17 protein-coding genes are annotated in these 17,343 nt (G+C 57.8%); 10 read left to right on the forward strand and 7 right to left on the reverse strand.

Features of this window, described 5'->3' with window-relative positions; translation table 11 throughout:
* Nucleotides 1-41: 41 nt before the first annotated feature.
* Nucleotides 42-836 carry a metallophosphoesterase family protein gene (locus NHH03_RS27345; RefSeq protein WP_253161539.1) on the reverse strand — a complete coding sequence of 265 codons (795 nt, stop codon included), beginning with the start codon at nucleotides 834-836 and terminating at the stop codon, nucleotides 42-44.
* A 286-nt stretch (nucleotides 837-1,122) separates the two neighbouring features.
* The gene (metK, locus tag NHH03_RS27350) at nucleotides 1,123-2,304 is read right to left on the reverse strand and encodes a methionine adenosyltransferase (RefSeq protein WP_315861497.1); all 1,182 of its coding nucleotides are present in this window, start codon (nucleotides 2,302-2,304) and stop codon (nucleotides 1,123-1,125) included.
* Nucleotides 2,305-2,486: 182 nt separating this feature from the next.
* Here metK and NHH03_RS27355 point away from each other — a divergent pair, with 182 nt between their 5' ends.
* From NHH03_RS27355 to NHH03_RS27390, 8 genes are all read left to right on the forward strand, one after another.
* A complete protein-coding gene (locus NHH03_RS27355) occupies nucleotides 2,487-3,599 on the forward strand; it encodes a hypothetical protein (protein WP_253161540.1) in 1,113 nt (370 codons plus the stop codon).
* The gene (locus tag NHH03_RS27360; RefSeq protein WP_253161541.1) at nucleotides 3,596-4,579 is read left to right on the forward strand and encodes a hypothetical protein; all 984 of its coding nucleotides are present in this window, start codon (nucleotides 3,596-3,598) and stop codon (nucleotides 4,577-4,579) included. The genes NHH03_RS27355 and NHH03_RS27360 overlap by 4 nt, the downstream gene beginning before the upstream one ends.
* A gap of 181 nt (nucleotides 4,580-4,760) precedes the next feature.
* Nucleotides 4,761-5,351 (forward strand): hypothetical protein, encoded by a 591-nt coding sequence (locus tag NHH03_RS27365; protein ID WP_253161542.1) that lies wholly within the window; start codon nucleotides 4,761-4,763, stop codon nucleotides 5,349-5,351.
* Between the two features lie 160 nt (nucleotides 5,352-5,511).
* Complete coding sequence (locus tag NHH03_RS27370) at nucleotides 5,512-6,162, forward strand: PDZ domain-containing protein (RefSeq protein ID WP_253161543.1); 651 nt, start codon at nucleotides 5,512-5,514, stop codon at nucleotides 6,160-6,162.
* A gap of 149 nt (nucleotides 6,163-6,311) precedes the next feature.
* Entirely contained in the window at nucleotides 6,312-6,932 is a 621-nt protein-coding gene (locus tag NHH03_RS27375; RefSeq protein WP_253161544.1) for a hypothetical protein, read from the forward strand.
* Between the two features lie 112 nt (nucleotides 6,933-7,044).
* A complete protein-coding gene (locus tag NHH03_RS27380) occupies nucleotides 7,045-7,809 on the forward strand; it encodes a hypothetical protein (protein ID WP_253161545.1) in 765 nt (254 codons plus the stop codon).
* Between the two features lie 39 nt (nucleotides 7,810-7,848).
* Nucleotides 7,849-8,709, forward strand: a complete 861-nt coding sequence (locus NHH03_RS27385) for an ATP-grasp domain-containing protein (protein WP_253161546.1) — start codon at nucleotides 7,849-7,851, stop codon at nucleotides 8,707-8,709.
* A gap of 90 nt (nucleotides 8,710-8,799) precedes the next feature.
* A complete protein-coding gene (locus NHH03_RS27390) occupies nucleotides 8,800-9,372 on the forward strand; it encodes an ECF-type sigma factor (RefSeq protein WP_253161547.1) in 573 nt (190 codons plus the stop codon).
* 4 nt (nucleotides 9,373-9,376) lie between these two features.
* On the opposite strand, the gene NHH03_RS27395 is transcribed toward NHH03_RS27390, so the two are convergent.
* A complete protein-coding gene (locus NHH03_RS27395; RefSeq protein ID WP_315861498.1) occupies nucleotides 9,377-10,114 on the reverse strand; it encodes an SOS response-associated peptidase in 738 nt (245 codons plus the stop codon).
* Between the two features lie 420 nt (nucleotides 10,115-10,534).
* Here NHH03_RS27395 and NHH03_RS27400 point away from each other — a divergent pair, with 420 nt between their 5' ends.
* A complete protein-coding gene (locus NHH03_RS27400) occupies nucleotides 10,535-12,064 on the forward strand; it encodes a TrkH family potassium uptake protein (RefSeq protein ID WP_253161549.1) in 1,530 nt (509 codons plus the stop codon).
* 81 nt (nucleotides 12,065-12,145) lie between these two features.
* Here NHH03_RS27400 and NHH03_RS27405 read toward each other — a convergent pair whose 3' ends face one another.
* The 4 genes from NHH03_RS27405 to NHH03_RS27420 form a co-directional block, all read right to left on the reverse strand.
* Nucleotides 12,146-13,111: an alkaline phosphatase family protein gene (locus NHH03_RS27405; RefSeq protein ID WP_253161550.1), complete on the reverse strand. Its 966-nt coding sequence runs from the start codon at nucleotides 13,109-13,111 to the stop codon at nucleotides 12,146-12,148.
* 86 nt (nucleotides 13,112-13,197) lie between these two features.
* On the reverse strand, nucleotides 13,198-14,115 hold the full coding sequence (locus tag NHH03_RS27410; protein ID WP_253161551.1) for a hypothetical protein: 918 nt from the start codon (nucleotides 14,113-14,115) through the stop codon (nucleotides 13,198-13,200).
* Between the two features lie 53 nt (nucleotides 14,116-14,168).
* Complete coding sequence (locus NHH03_RS27415; RefSeq protein WP_253161552.1) at nucleotides 14,169-15,047, reverse strand: UDP-N-acetylmuramate dehydrogenase; 879 nt, start codon at nucleotides 15,045-15,047, stop codon at nucleotides 14,169-14,171.
* A 114-nt stretch (nucleotides 15,048-15,161) separates the two neighbouring features.
* On the reverse strand, nucleotides 15,162-15,563 hold the full coding sequence (locus NHH03_RS27420; protein WP_253161553.1) for a thioredoxin family protein: 402 nt from the start codon (nucleotides 15,561-15,563) through the stop codon (nucleotides 15,162-15,164).
* 636 nt (nucleotides 15,564-16,199) lie between these two features.
* On the opposite strand from NHH03_RS27420, the gene NHH03_RS27425 reads away from it, so the two are divergent.
* Complete coding sequence (locus tag NHH03_RS27425) at nucleotides 16,200-17,198, forward strand: Gfo/Idh/MocA family protein (RefSeq protein WP_253161554.1); 999 nt, start codon at nucleotides 16,200-16,202, stop codon at nucleotides 17,196-17,198.
* Nucleotides 17,199-17,343 lie beyond the last annotated feature (145 nt).

The following is a 17,343-nucleotide window of genomic DNA, read 5'->3' on the forward strand; positions in this document are numbered from 1 at the left end:
GCTGCGGAATCGCTCGCTCGCACGTTGCCCTAGATCGCCGCTTAGATCTCCAGCACCCGATCCAGCTTCGGTATGCCGTAGTCGGCCGCTGCGGTGTGGACCACCAGGTTCGGCAACATTTCGGCGGTGCCACCGTGATGGGTGTGCCCGCAGATCACGGTGAGTTGGACCCCGGGGTTCTGGCGGGCGTAATCACGCAGCACCTTGCCGACTTGGCCGCAAACGAAAAACGGGGCCCAATGGTCGTCGGTCGTTTTGCCTTCGTACCAACACGCTTCGCGGAAGGGCGGGACGTGCGTTGCAACAAGAATCTCGCGCGCCTGGGCGGGCACCACCGCCAGCTTGTCTTGCAGACGCTGCGCCGATTCAGCACCTTGCCCGCGCAACATCGCCGGCCAGTCGATCGGGTCGACACGGGTGAAGTCCTTGATGGTTGCAAAATCGTTCAGCCGGACCATCGAATTCTCGTAGTCACCTTCAGTGGCGTCACCCCAACCGTCTTCGCCCACCAAGAAATGCGTCGGGGACAATTCAATCGGACCGCAATCCGACAGGTAACAAAGCGAATCGACGTCGCGGGCGAGCGCCGAGACGCGTTGCCGCGTGGCTGCGATCGACGAAAAATAGAAGTCGTGATTGCCCAACACAAAGTAGATCGGCGTGGGAATTGATTCGGCGATCCGGCGCAACTGGAAGATCACATCGTCGGATTCAGAGATATCTCCGGTGATCAAGACGGCATCGGGTCGTGCAGCTGCGACCTGCGCCAGCCACTGGTCCCAGGCTGGCATTTGCACGTGATTGAGATGAATGTCAGTGGTCCAGGCCAGTCGCATCAGAGCGTTGTTCCCAGGGGTGCGGCCGGTGTCAATTCTGCGTGAGGCAATGCTTTTTGGTCAGCGCGACGCGTCAGCGAGGGATCCCGTTAACACCCTAAATCCCTCGCTGACGCGTCGGGCTACCGTAAAAGTCGGGTTACCGTAAAAGCGCGACTTCAAAACGGACGCGTCGGGTTACTAAATCAACGGCCCGGTGAGCGAGAAATTCACTGCTGGACCTCCCCACGCTCGGCTCGACCCTCCTGGGCCAGGAGGGTCGAAATAGCAACCGAGTTTCGAGAAACTAGGCAGTCGCTTGCGACTTCGCTGCGGCAGCGAGCGTTTCAGCCTTGTCGGTCTTTTCCCAAGTGAACGCGTCACCTTCGCGACCGAAGTGGCCACCGGCCGTGGTGCTTTTGAACACCGGGCGACGCAGTTGCAGGTGCTCGATGATTCCCGCGGGAGTCAACGGGAAATGCTCGCGGACCAATTCGCACAACAGTTCATCGGGGACTTGCCCGGTGCCTTCGGTGTCAACGCGAACACTCACCGGCTCGGTGACGCCGATGGCGTATGCCAATTGGACTTCACAGCGTTCTGCCAGTCCTGACGCGACGATGTTCTTCGCCACGTAGCGAGCCATGTAAGCGGCACTACGGTCGACTTTCGTGGAGTCCTTGCCGCTGAACGCGCCGCCACCGTGACGTCCCCAACCGCCGTAGGTATCGACGATGATTTTCCGTCCGGTCAATCCACAGTCACCATGCGGGCCACCGACGACAAATTTGCCGGTCGGGTTGATGTGGTATTTGATGTCGCCTTTGTCCAAGCCAGCGGGCAGCGACGGTTTGATGACTTTTTCGATGATGAACGATTTGATTTCGTCGTTCGTGACATCGGGGGCGTGTTGGGCGCTGACCACGACGGTGTCGATCCGGACCGGCGTGTTGCCTTCGTATTCGACCGTGACCTGGCTCTTGTTGTCCGGACGCAACCACTTGGCTTCGCCATTGAAGCGGGCTTCGGTGATGCGGTTGATGATGCGGTGCGACAACGCGATCGGCAACGGCATCAATTCGTCGGTGTCTTTGCATGCATAGCCGAACATCAGGCCTTGGTCGCCTGCACCGACATCTTTGCCACTGCCGGAATCCGAGTCGACGCCTTGGGCAATGTCGGGGCTTTGCGTGTCCAGCGAGACCATCACGGCACAGGTGTCGCCGCAGATGCCCATACGCTCGTCGGTGTATCCGACTTCATTGATCGTTTGACGAACGATGTCAGCGTAGTTGACCTTGGCTTTGGTCGAAATTTCGCCGGCGACGATGGCCACACCGGTGGTGACCATGGTTTCGCAGGCGACGCGACTGTTCGGGTCTTGTTCGAGCAGGGCGTCAAGAATTGAATCGGAAATGCGATCAGCCAGCTTATCGGGATGGCCCATGCTGACCGATTCACTCGTAAACAGATAGCGAGCTTTGCTCACAATGACACTCCAATATAGGGGCGGGCAATCCATAGGGTCTGGCGGCACGACGGGGTCGGCGCCAGCGGGAAGACGTTACAATAGAGAGCACATAAAGTAATTTGACGAGGCCTCGCTGAGAACCGGCATTGAGGCTTTGTTTCCATAGTGGTACCGGATTTACCGCAATTCGCGGCCGATTGATGTCCGAAAAAGCAGCTGCCGAATCTGGATCGACCGCTCAGCCGGGTCCGCATCGCCAGCCTGGCGGCGATTCGGCGCGGAGGCGGCCAGCCGCCGGATATTCAGCAGCCTCGTCGGCACAGTCCACGGCAGCAACCGTTGGTCCGAATCCGCCGGCCCGCCAATGGCCGCCGATGCTGCTCTCGTTGGGGTTCCACGTGCTGTTGCTGGTCGCACTGGTTTGGATCGCGACCGGCGAACGCCATGGCACCGGTGCGGCCCCCGACCGTCCAATCGGCATTGCGATGGTGCATCGTCTGCCAGACCGCGACGAATATGCAGAGGTCACCGCACCGACCGAGCAGAGCGAATCGACCGCAGCGTCCTCCGCCGCAGCGGCATCGGCACCACCGGCTGACCTGTCACCGCCGATCGATCTGGAGGGAATCCTGTCGGCGATGCAATCGACCCCGGCGCCCAAAAGTGGCAGCGGGTTGGCCGGCGACAATGAACTGGATGGCGACGCGCTTGGCGGCGGCGCTGGGGACTCGGCCAACACGCCGATCGGCCAGACGGCAAGCGCAAGTGTGTTCGGCGTTTCCGGCAGTGGGAATCGATTCGTGTACGTGTTCGACCGCAGTGACAGCATGAACGGATTCGGCAAGTTGCCGCTGCGGAGTGCCAAACGCGAATTGATCCGCAGTTTGAATTCGTTGTCGTCACAGCAACAGTTTCAGATCATTTTTTACAACGACAACGTGAAACCGTTCCAGATCGCCGGGTCACCGATGTCGATGGTCGCCGGGGAATCGGCCAATCTAACCCGAGCACAACACTACGTCGAATCGATCCGAGCCTTTGGCGGAACCGAGCACAAGGGTGCGCTGTTGATGGCACTGCGAATGTCGCCGGATGTCATTTTCTTTTTGACCGACGCCCACATTCCCCGGATGTCAGCGATCGAGTTGAATGTCATCCAGGACCGGGCACAGCGCAACGGCACGACCATTCACGCGATCGAATTTGGCAGCATGCCTGCCGCCGCCCCCGATAGCTTTTTGCGTGAACTGGCGGCCATGAACAACGGTCAATACCAATACATTGATGTGCATCGTTTGGCCGAAACACAGTGAGTGGCAACATTCTGAATCGAATCAATTGCATCGTGGCTGCGTTTGTCGTTTGCTCGGTCGTGCTACCGGCCAGTGCACTGGTGGCCCAGTCGTCGCCGCATCGTGTTCGCTTGGCTCCACTCGCATCGTCCACTGCGCCAGCGGACTCGGCCTGGTACCCACAGCCATTGGTCAGCCACACCGGCACGGTCGTTCAGTTTGATGCCGATCAAATTTCGATCGTGTTAGCCGGCCAGAGCGTGCCCACGCGTTTTGCGGCGTCACGTGTGATCGAGATTGAATCGGTCAGGCCGGCCCCAGACCAGCGTGCGGCGCTGGCGTTGTTCGAACAAGCCGAATTTGGCGCCGCTCTGCCCGCATTAATTCGTGCGATCAGCGAACATGATGCCGCGACTCGCCCGCCGGTATGGCGTCAACAATGGCTGTCGATGCTAGCCTGCCAAGCGGCATGGCGAAGTGGTCGTGCGGAGATTGCGCTAGAGTTGGTTGACCAATTGGACGCGCGACCGTTGCCGCCGCTGATGCTATCGATGCTGCCGATCGATTGGACCGGATCGGTTGCGATGAGTGACCAGGAATTCGAAATCGCAGCGGGCCGCGCCGGTTCGAAATCATTGGCGGTGAAACTGGTCGCGGCGAGTTGGTTGCTGCGATCGCCAAAGTATCACGACGCGGCTCAGTCGGCGCTCACTCGACTAGCCGCGCAGTCACAGCGACAGACGATCGCAAAACTCGCCGGTCAGTTGGTCTGGCGCAGCAAAACGCCACCCGAGATCGTCGCCGATTGGCAGCGCTGGGAACAACAGATCAATGCGTTGCCGATGGCACTGCAAACCGGTCCGATGGTTGCGTTGTTCTACTCCACCCGCCAAGCCGGCTTGAGCGATGTGGCAAAACGGTGGCAGATGACGTTGGAACATGCCGCCCCGACCTGGCATCCAGATAGAGGGCAAGTTCCGCATTCCCAGCCCGCTGGCTGATGCATTGACCCGGGCGGCGCCGGAGACCGCCTCTGGCGCCCGTGGCGAAAAGCGGTCTGAATCAGGCGGAGAAAACATTTTCAAAATTTGTTTCAGGGGTTTTGACTTCCGTCTCGCAGGTACTGGTGAAAGGGCAACCCACATCGCCCTCACCACAACGCCTTCCACCGACGAAAGACCCATGAAACGCAACTTCAATCTGACCGCTCTTGCTGCCCTGTTCACCTTGGCATTGGCCTTCTCGACCACTGATGTTTCCGCACAATCCGCTGGATCTTGGGTCGATATCGGCCGTGGAGCGGTCGGAGCCGGAGCCAACGCCAAGGGGACGTTGCAATTCGCGAAATCGCGCAGCAGCTCGAAAAATGGCCTCGGTTTCGGCCACGGTTTCGCTGTCGGAGCCGGCCCCAACGGAATCGCACTTAGCAATTCGATCGGTGTCGGCGGCGGACCGGCCGGTGCAGCCCACAACATGCAGTTGAACATCGGCCGCAACGGAACTCACCTCAGCCACGGCGGTGTGATTTCTCAAGGCGGCAACCGACGCGTGATCTCCGGCGGCCAGACCGGCACCTCGAACGGCCGCGTTTACGGTGGCAGCCATTCGACAGGATACGGTCAGAACACCCGAGCCTACTCGAAAAGTCACACGCGGCAGTTCCAAGGTCAGGTTTACCCCGCACAACAAACCTACAGCCAACCCTCCTACAACTCTTCGGCCTCACAGGGCCGGGTCATCCGCAGTGGTGCGAGGCGAATCTTCGGCCGCTAGACCGACCGACTGCTTAATCAGACACCTCCGACGCCCATTTTGGGTCTCGGAGGTTTTTTTCGTACGTCATCAGGCCAGGGGTGCTCTGGGGATGGCGATTGTGACCGCAAACGCCAGGTTTCACCTGGCCTACTGAACCTTTCTTGATGGAAATGATGTGATGATCCTTCGAATCTTTGGCGGCGTGGCCGCCTTGTTGACGTTGACTGTGGTGGTTCTTGCCCAAGCCCCGCCGTCGCCGCCGCCCACGGAAATCACGCTGCAACCGGTGCCTGCGATCCTACGGCTGCATGTTCCCCGACTGACGGGTGATCGCGGCGTGCTGGTCCAGTCCGTGATGCCTGAATCGGCCTCCGCAAAAGCTGGAATTCGCGTGGGCGACGTGTTGTTGGAGGTCGGTGGGCGAACAATTCACCAGGATGACACGCTCGGCAAACTTGAATCTGCGTTTCCGATCGTTGTTCTGCGACGCGGACGGATCCGTGTCTTGCGGGCGGAACCTCGTGAAATGCCGGCAGATTGGGTGGATCCTTTGGCCCCATTTCCGCCAAACCCCCATGCCGCCTCCGGCCTTTGGATGCCTGGATTCAGTAGTTCGTCGGCCAGCAGCCGTGGCGGCGCGGGCAACCGCGCGGTCGCGATCAGTCGAGCCGGTGACCAGATTTCGTTGGAAATGTCATTGCCGCAGTGGGTTGCCGATCCGATTCGATTGCGTGGCACCGCAGCTGAAATCGAACGTCAGATTCAGGAAAGCAAACTGCCAGAGGCTGCTAAACGCGAGGTTCGAGCCACCCTGCTCCAGGCGAATTGAGCCAGCGGTCGAGGCCCCGAAATCTTTTTCCAGAATTCGTTCAGGGATTTGCGGAGACTCGGCGCAGGTTACTTGTGAAGGCCGACGACATCGGCCGCCTGGAAACGAAACACGTCCATCACTTTCTGGATCTCACAAGGAACTCTGCCATGAAACGCTTTGCAACTGCCTTCTCCGTCGTCGCCGTCCTGACCGCCTGCGTTCTGACCAGCGATGCCAACGCTCAAGTTTCCGCATCGAGCTATTCCACTGGCGGTACCGCAGTGTCGTCGGCGTACGGCCGCGGCAACACGCGACTGAATTCATCAGCCGTCGCGACCGGCGGTGGCTATGCCCGATCGACCATGACCGGCAGCGGACGCAACGGCGGATTCGCCAGCGGCAGCAGCCGAGCCGTCTCGCACGGTGGAGTTGCGATCAGCAACGGCAACTCAACGGCCAACGGCTGGGGTGCTCGATCACACTCGGATTCCTACGCTCGCACCGTCGGTGGTTTCGCACGCAGCAATAGCAACGCTGTTGCAAACGGCCGCTGGGCAGACGCTCGATCGTCGGCCGCCACACGAACTTGGGGAACCTACGGCAGCTCGTCTTCGGAAGCCATCGACAATCGAGTGACCAACTACCCGACGTACCAACCCAGCGGAAACAATGGCGGGCAGAGTTACAACAACGGCAACTACAGCAGTGGCACGACCGCGGCTGTTTACCAAAACTCCACACCTCGCAAGACGTTCTTCCGCAGCCGAGTGATCGGTCGCGGTCGGTGATCTCAAACCAAATCGAAAACACGTTGCCTCGTATCGGATTTCGATACGAGGTTTCTGTGTGAGCTACAATGAAAGTCTGCCCAGCTTCCTTCGCAATCCTTGTGAAATAATCATGCCTGACAACCAACCGAACTCGAACGATTCAGTCGAACATGCGATGGCTGAACTCAGCCGAGGCGACCTTCCGCGTCGTGATTTTTTACGCCGCGCGGTTTTGCTAGGCCTCTCCTCCGCTGCCGCCTACAAACTGCTCGATGCGGCCACCGCCCAGGCTCAATCCCCGGGCTCGCCAGAAATTACAACTTATGCAATCGGCGAGGAGAGTCGTTCGGCCCCGGTTCCGAACCCACCTCAAGCGACGACATTCGCCGTGGGTGAGGAATCCGCCAAGCCACCGCTCACCCAGCCGCGCGATGGTGCCGAAGACGGGGTGCGCCCCCAGCCGACGACGCTTGCCGTGGGCGAGGAATCCGCCAAGCCACCGCTCACCCAACCGCGCGATGGTGCCGAGGACGGGGTGCGCCCCCAGCCGACGACGCTTGCCGTGGGTGAGGAATCCGCCAAGCCGCCGCTCACCCAACCGCGCGATGGTGCCGAAGACGGGGTGCGCCCCCAGCCGACGACACTTGCGGTGGGAGAGGAATCCGCCAAGCCGCCGCTCACCCAACCGCGCGATGGTGCCGAAGATGGGGTGCGCCCCCAGCCGACGACACTCGCGGTGGGTGAGGAACAACCGTATTGTCCCAATCTTCAACCGGCCCCGATGACACCTGCCCCTAGCACGCGTGCAATCGGTGAGGAGGGGACATTACCGCGTCCGAGTCATCGCATGCGTTCCAAGATATCTCGTCCTTGGAAGAATTTCCGCCGCTGGTAGGCTGGTCTTTTTCAGTTCGGCCTCCACCCGGCAATCGGCATGTCTGTTCGGTCTCTCCAACTGTTGGTCGTCGGCGGTCAATCGGACCCCAACACCTGCCGTCTTGTTGACCAAGCCCACTTGCGCGGCGTGGATTACTTTTTCTGGGACACCGATCGTCCGGACGCGCGTCACATCGCTTGGGATTTTCAGTCGCCCGCGATCGACCTGGGTGATGCGACCGTCGAACCAGAGGCGTTGTTTCTGCGCTACAACGTGTTCGCCGGTGACCCCGTGCAAAATCACGCGGCATTGGATGTCGCCGAGTCGTTCGCGCTGGCTTGGCCGCAATTGCGATTGCTAAATCGAGAGACCACTGGCGATGCCAACAACAAGTCACGTAATTTGATGCTGGCACGCCAATTGGGTTTTGTGATCCCGGAAACCGTGGTGCTTGGGCAACTCAGCCCACTGGCGACGATGCCAAATCCAGATCGCAAGATCATCAAACCGCTCGCCGGCGGTGACCATGCAGCGATCGTCAGTGACATCTGCAACGATGCAGATCGATTGTGTTCATTGGTGCCACAATTCGTCCAAGAAAAATTGGACGGTGAAAACATCCGCGTCTTTTCCATCGGCGGACAACTGTTCGCGTTCCATTTGCAAACCACCGAGATTGACTATCGCACCGACGAAGCCGTTGAAGTGCATTCGATGCCCGTTCCACCGGTGATCATGGATCTCACGCAGCGATTGGTCGATGCAATCGGGTTCGACTACTGTGCGTTAGATTTTCGTTGTCGCAGTGGTTTTGCCGATCCGGTCTTTTTGGAAATCAACTCCTTTCCAATGTTTGTCGCATTTGATGACGCCTGCGAAAACCAACTGGCCGATGCGATCCTGGGATTTTTGGTCTAATTGCTACACGATTGCGCGACCTGCCGGTGAATCTGGTCCAACGGGTCCGCTGACAGTTAGACAAATCGTTTTCCCGCAAGGTCGGCAGCAATGAATCAGCCCCAGCCAGACGTTTCGCTGATGCTCCGTGAGCTTAGCAACGGCAATGATTCGGTCAAAGAAAAACTATTCGAACAATTGCAAAGCGAACTGCGACAGATGGCGTCGAATCTGATGCGTCGCGAGCGCGCCGATCATACGCTGCAGGCGACCGCCTTGGTCAACGAAGCCTGCCTGCGATTGTTGGATTCCGATGCGATCGGCAATGCCACGGATCGACGTTATTTTTTTGCTGCAGCAAACCGTGCCATGCGTCAGATCCTGGTCGACCATGCTCGACGTCGAAGCACATCCAAACGTGGCGGAGACTACCAGCGAGGATCGTTGGATGTCGTGTTGGAAAATTTCGAGCACAGCAACGGTTGCCGATTCGAAGACCTTGAAGCGTCATTGGACGCACTTGAAAAAGACTCGCCGCGGCAACGCGAGGTGGTTGAATTGCGATTCTTTTCCGGGCTGTCGATCCCCGAAACCGCCGAAGTGCTGGGCGTCAGCGAAGGCACGGTCGAACGTGATTGGCGGCTCGCCCGCGCCAAGTTGTACCAGCAACTACGTGAAGAGTGAGCTGCTAAAACAAGTCCAATTGCCCTGGCGGCGCAGGGTGATCGTCCGGCTCGATACATTGTTCGTCATCGTGCCGCGGACTGTTGACGCGCGTCGACACGACCCGGGGAACCAACAGATCGTTTGCCGCCGGCCGCAGCAGGTCAACCATCGATTCAAGATCACCGGGGCGTGGGTTTAACCAGGCCTCCCAATCACCAGGGCTGAGGAAGACTGGCATGCGATCGTGTATCGCGGTGGTGGTTTCATTGGCCGCCACTGTCAGAACAGTAAACGTTTCCAACGGGCGGTCGGCGGAACCCAGTTTTTCGTTTTGTTCCCACAGCCCCGCCATCGCCAGCACGCCGCCGGTTCGAGCATGAATCCAGTACGGTTGCTTGCCCGATTCGGTCTTCATCCATTCGAAATAGCCATCGGTCGGAATCAAACAGCGGCGTTTGCCCAGCGCGGACTTGAACGATCGTTTTTCGTGAACAGTTTCGCTGCGAGCGTTGATCATACGATTGCCGATCGACAGCTCCGTCGCCCACGATGGTACCAAACCCCACCGCATCAACGCCCAGTCTCTGGTTTGGGACTGCCCGGCACGGATGCACGAGACCACCTGGGTAGGGGCGATGTTGTAGCGCGCCGCGATCGCGTGCTCGCCGGCAAACGCTGCGACTTGTTCGGCCGTCCACAACGGCAAGAAATCCTGAGTCCAGCTGGCCGCAGGAGTTTTCAGAGTGAAACGACCACACACGGTTCAATCAGAATTCTGGAAAGAAAAGTTCTGGCGGCTAGATTTTCACATCGGTGACAGCCCACTGTCGCCCAAGTGTATCAGTTTGCGTGACGCAGTTTGCTGTAGTGGTGTCTGATGTCGCGCGGCGATTTGCCGCCCCTTGCTCAACCGTCCGCGGGAAGGGGGAAAAATTGGCGATCGACGCAGCCTCATACGTCGATCGCCTGGCCATCGTTCATCCCCTGGGGAAGGGTCGTTCGGGGCCGGTTACGAGAGAAGCAAATGCGATGCCAATCGATTCCCACCCAAGACAACTCGCAGATACACACTACAATTCAGCTTCGTTGAAATTGCCGTCACCCATCGGAACTGGAAACCTTGAACTTTCGTCTGCTTTGCCGCGTTCTCGGGATCGTCTGTCTCTTGATCGGCGGATCAATGTGCTTCAGCCTTCCGTTCGCATTTCCGTTGCTGGCGAATCGAACCTATCTGCCGGCCGCCGAGCAGATCGAAAAGGGAGGAATTCAAGCGCTCGTGCTGAGCATGGCGATCAGCATTCTGGTCGGCATCGTGTTGATGTTCAGCGGCCGCGGTGGTCGTGGCGCTTCGCTGTTCCGCAAAGAAGCGATGGCAATTGTCGGTCTCAGTTGGGTGATGGCCACGGTGCTCGGGGCATTACCGTTTTATTTAAGTGGTACTGAGACCGCAGCCGGCCAGTCGATCACGTTTATCGAAGCGATGTTCGAATCACAGGCCGGATTTAGCACCACCGGCGCGACGATCTTGACCGATCTGGAATCCCCGGATTCGGTGCCGCACTGCATTTTGTTTTGGCGCAGTTGGACTCACTTTTTGGGTGGACTGGGTATCGTCGTCTTGTTTGTCGCCATCCTCGGCCAAGGCTCCGCCGGCAAGGCGATGGTCCGCGCCGAAATGCCGGGCCCCAGCAAAGAGGGCAGCATGCCACGAATGCAGCACACCGCGCTGATGTTCGCCGGCATCTATTGTGGGCTGAATTTGATTTTAACGCTGATCTACATGATCGAAGGCATGACGCTATTCGATGGGCTCTGTCATGCATTTGGCACCATGGCGACCGGTGGATTCAGCACCTACAACCGATCCCTGGGCGGATTCGATAGCCCACTGATCGAGTACACCACGATCGTGTTCATGATCTTGGCCGGAACCAATTTCACGTTGTTGTACCTGACCATGATCGGTGGCCCCAAACGAATGTTCAATGACGTTGAATTCCAAACCTTTATCGGGATCATCGTCGGGCTCACGGCCGCAATCATGTTCTTTGGTATCCGCGGTGGTGACGTCGGATTTGAGAGCGTCCCGCAAGGCTTGCGCAACGGACTGTTCCAGGTAGTTTCCATCATCACCACGACTGGGTACGGAACCGCTGACTTCGACCAGTGGAACAACTTTGCCCGCGGCAGTCTGCTGTTGCTAATGTTTGTCGGCGGTTGTGCCGGCAGCACCGGCGGCGGACTGAAAGTGATTCGCCACGTCCTGTTCTACAAAATCCTGGGCATGGAAATTGAACTGGCCTATCGGCCGCGGGTGGTGCGGCTGATTCGGATCGGGGATGCGACCGCCGATGACCCCGCAATGCTGCGTGGCATCATGGTCTATTTTTGTCTGATCCTGGGCATATTCATCGCCTCGTGGATGCTGTTGGTGACCTTTGAACCGAGTTCAACCTGGGGCTACACCGACGATGCGGTGGCCGCCGCCGACGACAGTACCTTGGACGAAAAACTGCTGGACTGTGCCAGTGCAGTCGCGGCAACGCTCAACAACATTGGGCCAGGATTGGGTGTGGTCGGCGCGACACAGAACTACGCCGGATTCAGCCAAGGCGCAAAATTCTTGTTCGTGTGGCTGATGTTGCTCGGCCGGGTCGAAGTGTTCAGTGTGCTGGTGCTGATCTTCCCCGCGTTTTGGCGCCGCGCTTAGCGACACGATCGATCGCTGACGAGTTTAGAAGTTGCGCTTTTGCGTGGAGCACGATGAACGCCCAGTCCGTCGTACGCAGCACTAGGGTTTGATTCCAACGGCTTTGCCATCCAGTTGCCAAGCCGGGTCTAGATCGATCCCCAGATGCTTGAGCGCTGTGGTTGCCACGTCAACCACATAGGTCGGTTCGATGTCGTTCGGTTTGACCACCACCGCCGACCCGCTGACAATCATCCAAGTTTGGCGTATTTCGGGGACCTCGTGTCCGCCGCCGTGGCCTGTCCCGCGACCACCATGGTCGGTCGACACGATCACCAACCAATCTTCTGATTCATAGTTCTCACGCGAGAGCATCGCTGCGACCACTTCACCAACACGTTGGTCGATGGTGGCAATGGAATCCGTATAGGCCTTGATGCTCGGATGAAATCCATTGGCATGACCGGTTTCATCAGCCGCGCCGAAATAGACCATCGCGACATCCGATTCCGGTTGCCGCAGAAACGCTGCCGCGGCATCAGCGAGTTTCTTGTCGCTTTTGGCGTATTCTCCGGCGCCGTGAGATTCGAAACAAACATCGACATCCGCATCGCGAACGATGTACTGCTGAATCGGTGCCCAATCGACAAACGACCCCAGTCGGGCCGCGGGATAGCGTTGGCGAATGTAGGAAAAGAAATGTGGAAACTGATCCAGTTGATTGCCTGCAAAACGGTTGTCTTGCACACCATGCTTGTCGGCCCAAACACCGGTTAGAAAACTGGACCAACCCGGTCCGCTGACCGTGTCATTTTCCGTTGGGCGGTCACCCAAAATTTGAGTGTTCTCCCACAGCCGGCCGCGTTTGATCAATGCATCTAAATGGGGCGTGTCGGCGGCGTTCAAAGCATCGGCGCGCGTGCCATCAATCCCGATCACCAATACATGTTTAGTTGGAACTTGTGATGGTTCGTCGGCCGAAACGCATGCTAGTGACAACAGGCCGATCGCAACGATGCAAACCAAGTTCGCACATTTGCCGTGGCAGTGATCGAGAAAACAAAACATCAACAGAACCCATGTACCGGTTGGCAAAACAGAAACGCCGCATCACGCGGTGAACTGTTGTCATGATAGCACGGGTTGAATGTCTGCTACTGCACCGGGCGACGTGATTGGGCCGCCACTCGCAGGTCGGCAAAATTCGCAAAGTTCCCACTGATCAAATCCGTCAACTTTTCTCGCGCCCCGCGTTCGCCTGGTTGTTCCATCCCGGGCGGGCTGCCCCAAATCAACTGGGTGTTGTTGCCAGTGATCAATTCCAATTGGGGAACCATATTGATTCGTGGATCACCCTTGACGGTGATCGTTGCGACACGAATCTGGTCTTTGATTGCGGCAAGTAGTTTGGCCAGCAGTGCGGCTGATTCGACTCGTCGGTCGCCAAAGGGCGTCCCCTCGTTGCCCGTGGGAAAGACTTCGCTGACTTCGATGTGGATCAATTCTTGAGTGTCGGCCAACGTCATTTGGTCGGTCGGCAGCATCACGCCTTCCCCATCGAGTGGGAAAAACAATTTGTCCGCGCCGCCATGGATCGAATAACCCAGGTTGGTTAGATAAGCTTCGATTTCACGCAGCCAGCTCGATTCACCGGTCAGGTGGAAAACGGCGACGGGCAGTCGATAATCCAGTTCGATGTCGATTGCTCCGCCTGGCAATTTGCGAACGCTGTGGACATGTTTGACCCAGGGATGACTGGAAAAAGCCTCCGCAAGTTTGGCGGTCGCTTGACGATCCAAAGGCGAAAGGTCGCTCAGACGCGTTTCGCGATAGACCTCTTCGACCAGATTCATCCGCACATACTCGTGCGGTTCGGTCACCGTCACCAGTTGCGGATCCAGGCTGCTGTATTTCTCGGCAAAATAGTCCGAATACCATCGGGTGTAGGCGGCGTAAGACCCAACCAGTAACAGCATCGGCCAAATCAACGACCAGGCTGCCGGCGCCTTGATCAGGCGACGCAGCAATCGTCGAATCGGACGATGATCCGTCTGTTCGGTCCGCTGGGCCATCCTGGCCACACCCTTGGTCTAAAATTCGAAAGTGGTTGACTGGTCAACCAGGTCTACCAAATCTGTAGATTCAACTGCAAGTCGATCCCGGTCTGCAGCAAGACCTGTTCGCGAACCCGGCCGATCAAACGCAAGCATTGGTCGCTGGTCGCACCCTCATGGGCAATCAGGTAGTGGGGCTGAGACGAATCGAGTGACACGTCACCCTCACGCAGTCCCGCCAAGCCCACGTTCTGAATCAATTCACGCGCCGACAAGCTATCGGGATCGACAAACGGCATCGCGATCCGCTCCATTCGGGTCGGATGTTCCGAGTTTCGGGCGATCCACAGTTTTTGCAGACGTTTGGTAAGTGCCGCCGCATCAACCGATTCCAATTTGAATTCGGCTTCGATGATGGTTGTTCCGGCCAACGCCGTTTTGCGGTGCGTGAAACCGACTTCATCCTGCTGAAATTCCCGAATCGTCCCGTCAGGTTGCAACACACGAACGCAACGGACCACCGAACCGATGTCACGCCCACCGCTGCTGACGTTGCCGACCACCGCTGCACCAACGGTTCCCGGGATTCCGACCAAATGCTCCAGTCCGCCAAGTCCGCCGCCAACGGCCTTTACCACCGCGTGGGACAATTTTGCCCCCGCACCGGCCACAAGTGTGTCGCCATTGATCTGGAAACCACTGGTCGCCGCTGCGCTAAGCGAGACGACTAACCCGTCGAAACCGGATTCGCGGACCAGCAAATTACTGCCCGACCCCAGCACACGCGTCGACAATTGATTCTCAGCCGCCCAGGTGACGACTTGGGTGAATTGCTCGATATCGACCGGTTCGGCGAAAAAGTGTGCCGGACCGCCGATTCCCAGCCAGACCAGCGGGGCGAGCGGCTGGTCGGAATGGATCAGGTGCTGCAGGTGTTCTGGAATCATCATATATAAGCCGGCACTTCAAAACGCGGGTGCATGCGCGACAGCGAAAACGCTCGCTAGCGGCAGGCAATCATAACGGCCGGCAATTGCCAGATGAATGGGCTGTCCAGAATCGGTTCAACCGCGGCCGAGCGTGACCGCACTGCGGATCATATTGCGAATCGGCTGTTTCGGCTGATACCCCTTCAATTGCCGCCGTTCCCACTGCCCGCCTTCGGTGCGTGTGAACATGATGATTTGTGGCAGCATCCGTTCGCCTTTGGTCAGTTGATTGATGAGCTCGGGATCCGAATCACGATCCAGAACCGCGACGCTGACGTCGTCCAGTTCGCCGGTCTGGGCCATCGGCTCCAGCGTGGTTTGCTTCAGCACATTGCAAGCTGGACACCAGGACGCTCCGACCACGACCATCAAGGGCTTGTCGTCAGCCACCGATTCTTTGTATGCCTCGGCATAATCCGTTTTTAGGGGGATCGATGTAACACTACTCAGCAATACAGCCAATAGCAACGAAACCATTCCTAGCTCCTAATTTCAAGCAGAGATAACCGATTAGCGGCGGCGACACGATGTCGAATGTTGAATGAAGTCATTAAAGGGAAAAGACGTCGTTTCATTCAGACGAAAAACCACTAACGGTTAGTCATCGCGTTGTCGCCTTCAAGTTCCGTTTGCGGATGCACCCGGTTTATGGGGGCTTCGATGGGCAACAATCGCCCCTAGTGAGTAATCGTCCAACACTGGTTGATTTGCTCACTCGGGACCCACACAAAGCATTATGGGAGACCTGGTGAAAGGCTTCCAAAACTAACGCTCGGGCAGGTTGGGCGGAGTATATGGGCGAGCGTTTGAGCTTCAAGGCGTAGCGATTAGAATTCAAGAAATTACCGCTCGCCAATTGACTAGAAAAATCAAACTGGGCCTCGAGCAGAGTCCGCACGCAGTCGCTAAACTAGGAACAGACAAGAAGTTGTGGCGCGCATTCGGCAGACCAGAAAGCTCAAAATGTGCATCTGTGAAAGTGTACGTTGGTGCAGGAAAGATCAGGTTGGTTCGTTACACCCCCGTTGTTTTCTTGCTCCCAACTGCTTCAATGTTGCTGCTCGAGATGAACCCTAGCCGTCTGACAGTCTGCCGGCCCACGATGGCGTTGAAATGAAGCTTCGAATTGGATTGATCGGACTCGGCGATTTGTGGCAAACCCGCTATCGCCCAGCGCTACGATTGCTTGACGATCGATTCGATGTGCGTGCGGTCTACAGTACGATTTCTAAATTGGCCGAGTCCACCGCTGCGGAATTCCAGGCCGACCCGCTCGATGGCTATCGCAGTTTGGTTTGTCGTTGCGACATTGATGCGGTACTGATTCTGAAACAGTGCTGGCTCGGATGGTTGCCAGCACTTGCCGCATGCCAAGCCGGCAAAGCGGTCTACTGGGCGGCCGGATTGGATTTTGACCCTTCCCGCGAAAGCTCGGTCCGGCAGACCATTGAACAGAGCGGCGTCTCGTTCATGGCCGAGCTGCCCCGTCGGTTCGCGCCGGCCACCCTGCGGCTGAAGGAACTGATTGCGACACGATTGGGGCAACCAAAATTGATTCGTGTCTATCGCCAACCCATCGGCGCCGCGCCGAAAACGCCAGCCTCGGATTGTGTTCGCAATGATTCTGAATTGGTCGAATTGGTCGACTGGTGTCGCTACGTCGTTGGCAAAACGCCGGCTTCGATCACTTCGGTCTGTCGCCAGGATTCCTTTCAGTCGCTGATGATCGAATACTGCGATTTGCCGGCCAATGGTTCTGGCCAAGGTGGTGGCAACGCCACCGCCGAAATCATCACCGACAGTACGTTGCCGAGTCGTTGGAAGGAAGCCGCGCAGTTTCGCTCGCCCGCGGCAATGAAAGTGCACTGTGAAAATGGTGTGGCGTTTATTGATTTGCCCACCAGCCTGGTCTGGTTTGATGATGCCGGCCGACACGTCGAATCATTGGAAACCGAATCACCTGTCGGTGAGCGGATGCTGCGCCAATTCCATCGATCGGTCACCAGTCTGGTACGTGACCTGGGCGGGTTGGTCGATGCCTATGACGCCGCCGCCGTTGTTCAAGCGGCGCGCGAAAGCCATCAATCGGGTTGCCGCGTCGATCTCTGCTAGATCCTTCACGCGCGCGATTCGAAGTGGCGCTTTTGCGTGAGGCATTGTTTCTTGGTAACCCGAAGTGTTAGCGAGGGATCCCGTTAACACCCTAAATCCCTCGCTCACGCGTTTTGAAGCCAGCGCTTATGCAATTCACTCTCCC

The sequence above is a fragment of the Stieleria tagensis genome (genome assembly GCF_024129865.1).
Classification (GTDB): Bacteria; Planctomycetota; Planctomycetia; order Pirellulales; family Pirellulaceae; genus Stieleria; species Stieleria tagensis.

Bases quoted from the DNA above. Each gene is read 5' to 3' on its own strand.
- NHH03_RS27355 (WP_253161540.1), top strand. From the start codon at position 2,487: ATGTCCGAAAAAGCAGCTGCCGAATCTGGATCGACCGCTCAGCCGGGT.
- NHH03_RS27400 (WP_253161549.1), top strand. From the start codon at position 10,535: ATGTGCTTCAGCCTTCCGTTCGCATTTCCGTTGCTGGCGAATCGAACC.
- NHH03_RS27415 (WP_253161552.1), bottom strand. From the start codon at position 15,047: ATGATGATTCCAGAACACCTGCAGCACCTGATCCATTCCGACCAGCCG.
- NHH03_RS27390 (WP_253161547.1), top strand. From the start codon at position 8,800: ATGAATCAGCCCCAGCCAGACGTTTCGCTGATGCTCCGTGAGCTTAGC.
- NHH03_RS27380 (WP_253161545.1), top strand. From the start codon at position 7,045: ATGCCTGACAACCAACCGAACTCGAACGATTCAGTCGAACATGCGATG.
- NHH03_RS27345 (WP_253161539.1), bottom strand. From the start codon at position 836: ATGCGACTGGCCTGGACCACTGACATTCATCTCAATCACGTGCAAATG.
- NHH03_RS27405 (WP_253161550.1), bottom strand. From the start codon at position 13,111: ATGTTTTGTTTTCTCGATCACTGCCACGGCAAATGTGCGAACTTGGTT.
- NHH03_RS27425 (WP_253161554.1), top strand. From the start codon at position 16,200: ATGAAGCTTCGAATTGGATTGATCGGACTCGGCGATTTGTGGCAAACC.
- NHH03_RS27365 (WP_253161542.1), top strand. From the start codon at position 4,761: ATGAAACGCAACTTCAATCTGACCGCTCTTGCTGCCCTGTTCACCTTG.
- NHH03_RS27375 (WP_253161544.1), top strand. From the start codon at position 6,312: ATGAAACGCTTTGCAACTGCCTTCTCCGTCGTCGCCGTCCTGACCGCC.
- NHH03_RS27370 (WP_253161543.1), top strand. From the start codon at position 5,512: ATGATCCTTCGAATCTTTGGCGGCGTGGCCGCCTTGTTGACGTTGACT.
- NHH03_RS27385 (WP_253161546.1), top strand. From the start codon at position 7,849: ATGTCTGTTCGGTCTCTCCAACTGTTGGTCGTCGGCGGTCAATCGGAC.
- NHH03_RS27420 (WP_253161553.1), bottom strand. From the start codon at position 15,563: ATGGTTTCGTTGCTATTGGCTGTATTGCTGAGTAGTGTTACATCGATC.
- NHH03_RS27410 (WP_253161551.1), bottom strand. From the start codon at position 14,115: ATGGCCCAGCGGACCGAACAGACGGATCATCGTCCGATTCGACGATTG.